General features: G+C 59.0%; 6 protein-coding genes and 3 pseudogenes. 2 read left to right on the top strand and 7 right to left on the bottom strand.

Going from position 1 to position 9,654, the window contains the following annotated elements; all coding sequences use genetic code 11:
* Nucleotides 1–242: 242 nt before the first annotated feature.
* The 5 genes and pseudogenes from BN2475_RS29030 to BN2475_RS29005 form a co-directional block, all read right to left on the bottom strand.
* Nucleotides 243–713, bottom strand: coding sequence for an RES family NAD+ phosphorylase (locus tag BN2475_RS29030; RefSeq protein WP_094782874.1), 471 nt, complete (start codon nt 711–713; stop codon nt 243–245).
* On the bottom strand, nt 710–1,237 hold the full coding sequence (gene parS / locus BN2475_RS29025; protein WP_094782873.1) for a type II RES/Xre toxin-antitoxin system antitoxin: 528 nt from the start codon (nt 1,235–1,237) through the stop codon (nt 710–712). The genes BN2475_RS29030 and parS overlap by 4 nt, the downstream gene beginning before the upstream one ends.
* A gap of 410 nt (nt 1,238–1,647) precedes the next feature.
* The gene (locus BN2475_RS33950; protein WP_143325956.1) at nt 1,648–1,983 is read right to left on the bottom strand and encodes a hypothetical protein; all 336 of its coding nucleotides are present in this window, start codon (nt 1,981–1,983) and stop codon (nt 1,648–1,650) included.
* Nucleotides 1,943–3,748: a hypothetical protein gene (locus BN2475_RS33945; RefSeq protein ID WP_143325954.1), complete on the bottom strand. Its 1,806-nt coding sequence runs from the start codon at nt 3,746–3,748 to the stop codon at nt 1,943–1,945. The genes BN2475_RS33950 and BN2475_RS33945 overlap by 41 nt, the downstream gene beginning before the upstream one ends.
* An 85-nt stretch (nt 3,749–3,833) precedes the next feature.
* Nucleotides 3,834–4,640 (bottom strand): annotated as a pseudogene (locus tag BN2475_RS29005) (IS701 family transposase); the annotation flags it as partial.
* A 114-nt stretch (nt 4,641–4,754) separates the two neighbouring features.
* On the opposite strand from BN2475_RS29005, the pseudogene BN2475_RS29000 reads away from it, so the two are divergent.
* Nucleotides 4,755–5,084: pseudogene (locus BN2475_RS29000) on the top strand (transposase); the annotation flags it as partial.
* A 676-nt stretch (nt 5,085–5,760) separates the two neighbouring features.
* On the opposite strand, the pseudogene BN2475_RS36625 reads toward BN2475_RS29000, so the two are convergent.
* Nucleotides 5,761–6,300, bottom strand: a pseudogene (locus BN2475_RS36625) (IS6 family transposase); the annotation flags it as partial.
* Between the two features lie 243 nt (nt 6,301–6,543).
* A complete protein-coding gene (locus tag BN2475_RS28985) occupies nt 6,544–7,857 on the bottom strand; it encodes a cytochrome c peroxidase (protein WP_245841661.1) in 1,314 nt (437 codons plus the stop codon).
* Nucleotides 7,858–9,303: 1,446 nt separating this feature from the next.
* Here BN2475_RS28985 and BN2475_RS28975 point away from each other — a divergent pair.
* The coding region (locus BN2475_RS28975; RefSeq protein ID WP_425435579.1) for a branched-chain amino acid ABC transporter permease at nt 9,304–9,654 on the top strand (351 nt) is incomplete at its 3' end.

The raw sequence follows: 9,654 nt of genomic DNA, 5'->3' as shown, positions 1-9,654 counted from the left end.
GGATTCTACCCGATTCGTGTCAGGCGGGTAGAACCCAAGCCCGGCGGCCATTTCAACCGATTCCGCCAGCTGGAAGAAACCCGCAACCAGTTGTTTGTCCGGCGAGGATTTCACCCGTCTCGGGATCGATGCCGCGCGTCAGTTGCTCAAGGATCGTCTTAGCTTCAACGGGATTCATACCACCACTCCGCCTGTCATGGTCCTGTCTGACGGCGACCGCGCCAACGCGATAGCCGCCAGGGTTATTTGAAGAGCCGTCGGTCCAGCTCGAAACGCTGTTTGTGCACCACTACGACGTGCTTCATACTCGGATGCAAGGGATTAAGGATCAGGTTGTCGTCACTCGGACACACAACAGACGGCACCCTCATCGCGAGCCGCTTGCCGGCTTCGAGCCACTGCCGCGCCAGAGCCACGGTCGACGCCGGATCGCGATCCAGAACGTTCCAGTCGTCAGGCAGATCTGGCACGTAGGCGCTCGACGCAGCCCTGTCCGGCACGTCGAGCGTGACCAGATAAAAGTTGGCCACCGGCAGCAATCCTGACGCATGGACCCGCGCCTCGAGGACCGCCGTCGATGCGTGGCAGCATGTATAAAGTACCGGCATCCCCCGCGGATTCCAGCGGCCACCTGCCAGAGCAGCGCCGTTGCCGCTCAGATCATCGGCCCGGTACTTGCCGGGCTTCTCTTTGGCAAGACGAAAGACCTTCATACGGTCACGCCGTGTTCGAGCCGAACCAGAATGTCACGAACCCGGTCGAACCCCGTCTGCGTATCCAGCGTGTCCAGTGGTCGTTCACCGCCCAGCTCAACGCTCGGGCGCAACAGCCATTCAGCCGCCAGCCTGCCGTCTTCGAGAACATCCTTGGCCTGAGCGTAAATCAGCATCGTACGAGCCGCACGGTCCGATTCTCCTGCGCTCAGCCGCTCTCCCTGCGCAATCTTGCGGTTGATAGTGCTGCTGGGAAGGCGCAGACTGGCGAGCAGGGTTTGCACGGGAATTTCCAGCAGCTCGGTAGCGATCCGGCTGACGATTACCGCCTCCATGCCATCTCGAATCAGGCGTGACTGTTCGGTAGGGGCGAGGCCGAGAAAGAATGTCAAATCGTCTTCCTGAGCACCGAGCCCGGCGGTGCCAATGTGAGCGAGCCTGGATGCCGCTGCAGACTTCGCTGCCGAAGCGGCTGGTTTCGTCCGCCGCGAATGCGGCCGTCCTGCCAATGCTTCTGCCGTCATGGTTTTCTCCCAAATGAGCAACGATTGATGCCCAACTGGTATACAGTTTAGCCTATTACCAAACGGGATACAAGCCATTCCCATTTGGGTTTATTGAAGTGACGTGTCGACATTCACATAACTCTGAACTTTGTTCACTCAAGTCTGAACTCCGGCCGCGACCGGCGACCTGGACCGAACGGCGGGGAAGAGCGAGGGAGGATCGCGGGGGTGGCTTCTCGATTTCGCGGCGGATTTCAGTCGACGCGGCGGGGATCGCCCGAGATAGCTGCCGGCTCAGCTCGGGCCATGAGGCGCCATTCGCCTCCGCTGGCAATCAAAGATTTGCGCGACCGCTCCGCACTAGACAACGGACCTTCGCGCGTAGCCAATGGTTGCGACGGTCCAATTACGTCGAGCGCGTCGGCCCACTACGCGTCCGTGATTCCCGCGAACGTGGGTACCACATTGAAGATAATCACCGACGTCTGGTCCGTGACGTAGCCCACTTGCAGCAGCCATCCCATGCGATCGTTGGGTCCGTGGAAGCCGACCTTCTGCGTGTCGCTCCCGATGATGAAGTTCTGGGGTGCAACCGTGAATCCGTTCAGGTCGCCGCCCTGCGTCGATGCTTTCCCGGAGATCGTGACGGTGACTGTCTTGGTCGAACCCGATGGAATTGGAAGATTGCAGGAGCTGGCACCCGAGGGGGCGCTTGGTGAGACCTTAAGCGTCTTCGCCAGCGACGCATTCCAATCCGGTGTCACGAGCCAGCTCAACTCGGTGAGATCGATCTTGATACTCTCGAGATAAGCGGGCACCGGACCTGCCTGAACGAACAGCGTCCAGGTCGGATCCGTGAGCGTGATGGTGAACGGCGCGTCGAAATATGCTACCGGTTCGTGGACCGTGCCGGCCGGGTTGGGATCGCCTGCTTTGGGCGAATGAATAACCGAACGCGATGTCAGTGGTGCCAACGTTCTTGGCGTTCAGAAGAACCTGCGCGCTGACGGCGACTCCGGTGTCGGCGTCCTTCGCGTGGACCATCACGGAACTCGTGCTGCCTCGGTTCACGCTCGACGGCGACACGGAAACCTTCAGGTTGCCTCGCTTAACAGTCACACCCGGACCCTCGACGTTGCTCGAGTGATCGCAGATGGTTTGAACCACGAACACGTGATTGTTCTCGGCCAGCAGCGCACCGCTAACCGGTATGACACCCTCGGAGGCCAAGCAATCGACCGCGCCCGGCCTTAGCTGATTGTTGACCAGCAGGTGCAGCCGCGCTCCTGGAATGACACCCGTTACCTTTACCCAGGGCGCATGCGGACGGATCGGCTCCACGATCGTGGGGATCGCAAGGGTATTGGGCAGCGCATTCGCGCGCACGACGGGCGAATCGCCATCCGCGTTGCAACCGCGCTGCCGCACGAATACTTTCTGGCCGGCCACGAGCGGAAACCAGAGCGGTACCACGCAGTTTGCGCCGGCATCAATGTAGGGATCGGAGATCGCGACGCCGCTTGCAGCGTCCATCGCTTGGAGCATGGAATCGGCGTGGGCGCCCTTGACCGGAACGTAGCGCGTGCAATCGAACAGTGGCTCGACGATGGTCGGCGCAGCAAATGGTCCGCCAGGCACAGCGACCTTGACGACGGTGGACGGTCCGTCGCCAGCGCAGCGCGATTGCCACAGGGCGATCACCACGGTACCTGTGGCATCGGTCAATGGAAGGCCCGGCGGCAGGTCGACTGGTTGGGCCGGATAGGCAATGCCGAGATCACCAACGGGCGCCTGCGACCACGAAGAGCCCAATGGATCGTGCAGAACGCGCCGATATACGTGCAGGATCCCACCTGGCACGAGGCCGCTGACAAAGAGTCTCATCACTTGCGGGCACAGATCCTGGGTAACGGTCGGGGCTCCCGGGACAGTTGCGGGCGCAACTGGCAGTGTCGCCGCTTGACCGTCTCGCCGACAACGCGGCATCTCCTGCTTTGCAACCGCTTTCCCCTTAATGAGCGGACGCGCTCCGGAACCGGTATAGGCCGCCGTCGGATTGATCCAGGACTCCGACTGCGTCTCATTGACAATAGAAAGCGCATTGATTCCAAGAAACGAATTCGGCTGTGAGGGAACCGTCGACCCGAAGGGCACTCCGCCGATGTTCGTCAGCACCCTGGCGCCAGGTACCAGTGCACCGGCCCAAATGTCGACCATGCAGGTGTTCAGGTCCGAAAAGATGACGGGAACGGGGAGCGGATTGGGCACGTCGATTACCGGAACAGTTTGCGACGACGAGTCGCTGGTTCCGTCCGGGGTCTTCTGCACTGCGCTGATGGCCTGACCGACACCCGGCTGCGAAGCGAGCGGAACCCACAACTCGCCCGGGCTGTTCGCCATGGCATGTCCGATGCCGGCGCCATTCGCCAGGATGTCGACATCCGCTCCGGGAAGCACGCCAGTGACGCGAACCGCTGGGCTGAGCGGTGTAACAGGTCCGTACACGATAAGCGGTAATGGTTTCGCCATGGCGTCGGTCAACTCACGCAGAACGGTTGGACCATTCCCAACCTTTGACAAAATGATCGCGGGGCGCAACGCTCTCTGACACGAGAAGGTTATTGTATTTTGATCTTTGAGGCCAACGCATTTTGGTCACGAACACAAGCTGCTCGAGGGTCGCCTCTTCGGGGGCGGTAGTGAGAAAGTATTTGAGCGGCTCCGTATCACCATCAGGCCATTCAATGAGCAGCCATTCTTCTTCGCGAACGGTACTTCGCCAAGTGTCGCGATGTGCGGGGCGAACCCGCACGGCGGCAAAGCGTGAGGAAAGTGCCGCGTTGCTGCCTTCCCGCCAGGTTACGGTCTGCCAGGCGTTTGCGGGCAATTGCATGGCCAATTCCTTCACCACGATCGGCTCGTGGCCGGGCGCACGGCGCAGCAATGTCGGTGGCTTGCCGCGTCCGCTCCAAGGCTTGGGCGGAAGCGGCGCTGTACCTGGCGCCCACACAGAGGTGCCCGGCCGGATCCCTACCGCATACAACAAACCCAGTTCAGTTATGCCCTCCCGGAATGCGGTTTCGTCGCCATACCCAGCGTCGGCCAGCACGATGCCCGGCGCAACGCCGGATGCTATAGCCTCGCGAAGCTGGGCCAGCGCAATCTGTGGCTTGGTCTGAAAAACCAGTTCGTCGGGAATGCCAGCGCGATGGGCACGTTCCCGGTCGTCAATCCATTCCTTGGGGACATACAACTCCCAGGCAATTGGCAGGCTGCCGCGTTGCGTCGCGATCGACAGGCTCACGGCGATCTGGCAGTTGTCCTGTTTGCCGAGTTGCCCACAGTACTGACGTGCCACCCCGACCGAATGACGTCCCTTCTTTGGAAAGCCGGTGTCGTCAATAATCCAGTAGTAGCCCGCCTCTTCAGCAGCATGTGTGTAAGACTAACAGGCTGCTGAAGTACCGCTGCAACATGTCATCGCGCAGAGTTTGTGAGGCGTTGATAGAAGGAGCCCGGCTGCACGATGGAGATTATGCGCGGCGCCGACACGTTCACCGAGAGTCTGTTTTCCGTGCGCAAGCTGGACGACTTCATTCCACCGTCACATCCACTGCGTGCAATTCGCGTCATGGCGAACGAAGCACTCGCGAAGATGGACCGACTGTTCGCCGACATGTACGAAGCCGACATAAAAGGCGGGCGGCCGAGCATCGCGCCGGAGAACCTGTTGCGGGCGATGCTGATCCAGGTGCTCTACAGCATCCGCTCGGAGCGGCAATTAATGGAGCAGGTTCAATACAACCTCCTGTTTCGTTGGCTCATCGGCCTGGCAATGGATGACGTGGTGTGGGTGCCCACGGTCTAGCCGTCTTCTCCACCCAAACAGGGAACACGGATATTCGCAAGCGCGTTGCAGCAATCCCCGTTGGTCGATGGTATGGAAGATTGCGCTGGCTCATAGCCGACGCGCTCGAAAAAGGCAATGATGTCTTGGATCGGAACGCTTGTCGGCCGAGGCCGTGGGGCTCGGGCCGAGATCGGGTCGGAAGCTTCGGACCACAACTGCCTACTGTCATTCTATTTGATCACCGTCAAACGGGATGACTGTATTGGCGCGAGGATTTATCTAACCGCTGTTGGTCAGTCACACTTTTTACTCGAATTTTTCAGACCGGAAGCTAATCATGGGAATTGGCATGCAGATAGCCTATCTCGGGTTCCCGGGAAGTTCGTCAATAGAAGCGGAAGCGGCTGTGCAGCTCTTGCGCCTTCATCCGTACAGTACCTACCTTTCCCTTTGCCGGCTCGAGATCGAAAATTTGAGTCATCTCCTAGAGAATCGGCTCTACGAGGTTCGCCTCGAAATCGAGACCTCCGCGCATAGACTGAGACGCGTCAGCTGTTGCGTACGCCACAGCGTAGAAGAGGCCATTCAATGTGCCTTTCGTTTGGCGGTGCGGGCGCTTGGTATTATGCTGGCACATGGTAGGCTCTGAAAGGGGGCCTGTCAGGTTGACGAGCATCGACTACGGCGTTCCGCGCCTGCGGGTTGGCTGATGGATGTTCTCGACGCAGTTGTTGACACGTGCGGCTACCTTGACGAACACGCGGTTCACATGCGCGAGTTCGAAGATTTCCGCCTGTGCTGCCGCGTAACTGCTCAACTAGTCGATGACGACCCGGCGGGGCATCGGGTTTCAGCGAAGCAACCGGCAGAAGAAGCGCTTTGCCACAGCCTTGTCGCATCGCTTTTGCACCAGCAGATCGAGTTCGGTATCGTGCTGGTCGATCGCGCGCCACAACAGATGCCGCTCGCCGCGCAGCGTCACGAACACTTCGGCCGTATGCCGTGTGTTGCGCGGCTTGCGTCGCGCCGCTTTGGCCTCGCGGGCGAATGGCCCTCCAAACTTGTCGTACAAGAAACGGATCCTTTCGTGTGTAACGACCACACCACGGTCAAGCAACTACTCTTCGATGTTGCGCAGCTCAGGCTGAACCGGAAGTACCACTGAGCCCGCGCAACTAACGATGACGGCAGGAAAGCGGTGACCGGGACAAAGCGATTTTGTTTTCTTCATCGTTTTTTCTATCGCCGCCTTCTGCCAACTGACAAAGCCAGCTGAAGGCGCCAATTTCTATCCGTGTACCGTTCGGCGACGCGCCTGCACACAAGCCCGTTAAGCAGAGTACTTTGATTCGGATCAGGCGAAGAACCGCTGCTGCGCTTACGCCCAGGCTTGCGACGACGTCTGCAGCATTCAATTCTTTGTGCTCCTAGCGCATTTGCCAGAGCATAACGAGACTCAGCCACGGTCGTCGGATCAGTGGATCGCGACGGGTTGGCGCGTACCCGTTAGAGTTTTCAGGAAGGCTACAATCGCGTTGACATCCGAGTCCGAAAGCTGCTTACCGACCTGATACGTCGCCATGTCACGCACAGCTTCGTGCAGATCAGTGCGGCTGCCGTCGTGAAAATATGGCGCAGTCAGTTCCACGTTGCGCAGCGTCGGCGTCTTGAACGCGTGGCGATCGAGCGGGTCCTTCGTAACGTTGGCGCGGCCGTTGTCCGCTGCGGTGGTGTGGCCCCGCGCGGCGAAGTAGTCGGCCGCGAGGCCCATTCGCTCGAACGACTGCCCGCCCAGATTCTTGCCAACGTGGCAGGTCGCGCAATGGTTTGCCTTGAATAACTGGTAGCCGTGCAGTTCCTCGCCGTTCAGCGCATGCCTGTCGCCGCGCAGGTAAGCATCGAAGGGGCTCGGCGTTAGCAGTGTCGTCTCATATTCGGCGATCGCGTCTGTGATGTTCGCGCCCGACCAACCTTCCGGGTACACTGCCAAGAACTGTTGCGTCAGCGATGAGTCCAGTTTCAGCTTGTCGATGATCTCACTCCACGACCTAGACGCCATTTCAACCGGATTGAGCGGTGGGCCGCCCGCCTGTTCCTGCAGCGTGGTCGCGCGACCATCCCAGAACTGCCTGTGGTTGAGCGCCGCGTTGAACACCGTTGGCGCGTTGACCACACCCAACTTTCCGCCCACGCCGGATGAAACCTTCTTTCCGTCTACGCCCCCGTTCGACAGCGTATGGCAGCTCGCACACGATATGGTGTTGTCCGCCGATAGTCGGGCATCGCTGAAGAGCTGCCTTCCAAGCGCGACCTTACCCGCATCGGTCGGCAAGGAATCTGGCAACGGTTGCACCGGCTCGTTAGCGAACTCCGGTGCAACGCCGCGCGTCGCATATGTGGTGTGGCGCTGTGACGCGATCCAGTCGAGAAGCGCGCGTTGGTCGTTGGCCCTCATGCCCGTCGTCCAGTGTACGAGGCGGAACAAGGTTGGCGGCATGGTGCGTTCGGTCACAACGGCTTCCAGCTTCGCAAGATCGGCTTCGGGGGCAGGTACGCCGCTTTCGAGCGCCGCGTACAGGCTGTCGATGCGGAAGTAGGCGAGTCCAGTTTGTCTGTCGTGTTCGGCTAGCTGACGAATGCCTGGTAGCGCGGCATAGTTGGGCAGGACAGCTTTCCTCGAATGGCAGTAATAGCATGCGTTTCGATCAAACACGTCGCGGATGCCGGACGCTTGTACGGAGACAGCCGGACTCGCGTCCGCTCTTTCCGCATAGTCCTTGTCGTGCACGTACGCGATACCGCTGATACCGAGATAGCCAACCAGCACGACGGCGATCGACGCGATCAGAAGTTTCTTCATTTGCTCACCTGTTTTGATCTTGATCGGAATTCCTTAACGTCTACTTCGAGCAGGTGATAGCGGCTGTCGAGCGACGACGCGCCGATCACACAGAAAGCACAGCAATTGAACATTAAGGTCCGCCAAGCGTCTGCAATATCGGCTTGATGCAATCCGTTCCGCGTACCTTCGCATGTCATGTATCAGCTCAATCTGTGTCAGCCCGAGCAGATGATGGCCTAGGAGGAATTTCGGTCGTTCATTCGGCGGTGCATGGCTGGGCGCTCAAACTGTTGCCGGTGCTGGCCCGTTGCGAGGAAGTGATGCAGGGTTGGTTGAATGGTCCACCAAGACGCCTCGTTCAGCCATCGTTTCTTCGTGGATTCTCGCTTTTAGCGGATATGACATAAGCGCCACAGGCGGTCATTGCTCTCGACGGGCGCCGCTGCGAGTGCTGTTCGTCATGCTGCGCGACGGCACCCTCTACCAACCACCTCTCTACTGCTTGACGATCTCTTTTAGTTGACTCATCGGCCCAACTTCATCGTTGGACGAGTTCCATAGCCATCAAAACCTCCCCGCGACAACGTCCTCTCTCCTACGTGCTCGCTGCAGGCGTGATGGGCAAATGCTAACGGCAGTTCATCCCTGACACAAGCGGATCTTGCTTAAGCCAACATAAGGGGAATTTATATTAATTTTAGAATCGAGAGGTGTGGATATAAATAGATTTTATTTCATATTCCTAAGTGCGCAAAATACAATGGCGCTCTATTCCGTTCCGTTGCAGTAATTGTGCCGGAGTAACATTGGTCCTTCTGAAGGAAGGTGATAAGTTGATGGTAACGACGGGCATCCTGAAGCCATCTTCTACGGCAGCTAACGGCAGGCGGTTTCCATCGGGCGACAGTCCACACAATTGTGCCTAGATATTCCCGTTCTGGGCGGCGATGGAATCTGCTCCATAGGCACGCCCCAGCTAGCTGATGCCTCGCTGGACGGCCGCCGATTCTGTGCTCAGGGCGGCTCCGCACTGTCGACGCTACAAAGACGTCCGGAATTCGGAAGCCGGTATGAAAAGCAGTTTGGCGTGAATAACGAGTTTATCCCCAGCCTTTTCCTCTACGAGGATGGTAGTGGCACAGGCAATGAAGGCGGCGAGCTCGACGGATTCTGAGATTTCGTGACAGTGCTCAATCAGATGCAATTCTCGACCGTGGTCGGGAAGTTGCATTTGACAAGACGGGCGAGTGGATCGACGCACCTGTGACGGTCCGTGAGATTTCCGGGGATAGCCTCCACCCCATCCGATTGTTCTTCGGCAGTGAACGGGCAGCGTCGCGCTGTCCTTTCCTCCGTATCAACCCGTAGGCGGTCAACTGGAGTGAGAGCGACATGGACATTCTGATCCAACAAATCATGAACGGTCTGATTCTTGGTAGTGTCTACGCCATCATCGCACTGGGCTATACGATGGTTTACGGCATTCTGGGCATCATCAACTTCGCGCACGGCGACGTGTTGATGGTGGGCGCAATGGTCGCGCTCTCCGCCATAGGCGTGCTGCAGAACCACTTCCCCGGCCTCGGCAATGTGCCGACGCTGGTCATCGCGTTGATCATCGCAGCGGCGGTCTGCTCGGTGGTCGGCTACACGATCGAGCGCGTGGCTTACCGGCCGTTGCGCAAAGCGCCGCGTCTCGCGCCGCTGATCACGGCCATCGGTGTGTCGATCCTGCTGCAGACG

This window comes from Paraburkholderia ribeironis, from assembly GCF_900019265.1.
In the GTDB taxonomy this organism is placed as follows: Bacteria; Pseudomonadota; Gammaproteobacteria; order Burkholderiales; family Burkholderiaceae; genus Paraburkholderia; species Paraburkholderia ribeironis.
Note: the sequence above shows the minus strand (reverse complement) of the source record. Positions and strands in the feature narration are given on the sequence as shown.